The 1,555-nt window shown below is 52.9% G+C and carries 1 rRNA gene; it reads right to left on the minus strand.

Annotated features, from left to right (window positions below):
• A 23S ribosomal RNA gene (locus F6X55_RS05945) occupies positions 1 to 1,555 on the minus strand; the annotation flags it as partial.

Consider the following 1,555-nt stretch of genomic DNA (forward strand, 5'->3'; position numbering starts at 1 on the left):
CGGCTAACGCGTCCCCTTAACCTTCCAGCACCGGGCAGGTGTCAGCCCCTATACTTCGCCTTACGGCTTCGCAGAGACCTGTGTTTTTGCTAAACAGTCGCTTGGGCCTATTCACTGCGGCTTCTCGCAAAAGAAGCACCCCTTCTCCCGAAGTTACGGGGTCATTTTGCCGAGTTCCTTAACGAGAGTTCTCCCGATCACCTTAGGATTCTCTCCTCGCCTACCTGTGTCGGTTTGCGGTACGGGCACCTCTTTCCTCACTAGAGGCTTTTCTTGGCAGTGTGAAATCAGGAACTTCGGTACTTATTTTCCCTCCCCGTCACAGCTCGAGATTGCCGGACGGATTTGCCTATCCGACTCTCTCACTGCTTGGGCGCACATGACCAGCAGTGCGCTTTCCTTATCCTTCTGCGTCCCCCCGTCGTTCAAACGGAAAGGAGGTGGTACAGGAATATCCACCTGTTGTCCATCGCCTACGCCTTTCGGCCTCGGCTTAGGTCCCGACTAACCCTGAGCGGACGAGCCTTCCTCAGGAAACCTTAGGCTTTCGGTGAAAGAGATTCTCACTCTTTTTTCGCTACTCATACCGGCATTCTCACTTCTAAGCGCTCCACCAGTCCTCACGGTCTGACTTCGCTGCACTTAGAACGCTCTCCTACCATTGTTCGCAAGAACAATCCGCAGCTTCGGTGATACGTTTAGCCCCGGTATATTTTCGGCGCAGAGTCACTCGACCAGTGAGCTATTACGCACTCTTTAAATGATGGCTGCTTCTAAGCCAACATCCTGGTTGTCTAAGCAACTCCACATCCTTTTCCACTTAACGTATACTTTGGGACCTTAGCTGGCGGTCTGGGCTGTTTCCCTTTCGACTATGAACCTTATCACCCATAGTCTGACTCCCAAGATCGAGTGGCTGGCATTCGGAGTTTGACTGAATTCGGTAACCCGATGAGGGCCCCTAGTCCAATCAGTGCTCTACCTCCAGTACTCAACTCTTGAGGCTAGCCCTAAAGCTATTTCGGAGAGAACCAGCTATCTCCGTGTTCGATTGGCATTTCACCCCTACCCACACCTCATCCCCGCGTTTTTCAACACGCGTGGGTTCGGGCCTCCAGTCAGTGTTACCTGACCTTCACCCTGGACATGGGTAGATCACACGGTTTCGGGTCTACGACCCCCTACTCGATTCGCCCTGTTCAGACTCGCTTTCGCTGCGGCTCCGTCTATCCGACTTAACCTTGCAGGAGATCGTAACTCGCCGGTTCATTCTACAAAAGGCACGCCGTCACCCATTAACGGGCTTCGACTACTTGTAGGCACACGGTTTCAGGTTCTCTTTCACTCCCCTTCCGGGGTGCTTTTCACCTTTCCCTCACGGTACTGGTTCACTATCGGTCACTAGGGAGTATTTAGCCTTGGGAGATGGTCCTCCCGGATTCCGACGGAATTCCTCGTGTTCCGCCGTACTCAGGATCCACTCCGGAGGAAACAATCTTTCAACTACAGGGCTCTTACCTTCTTTGGCTGATCGTTCCAGATCGATTCGCTTAAA

Origin of the sequence: Sediminibacillus terrae (assembly GCF_009602435.1) — a bacterium.
GTDB lineage: Bacteria > Bacillota > Bacilli > Bacillales > Amphibacillaceae > Sediminibacillus > Sediminibacillus terrae.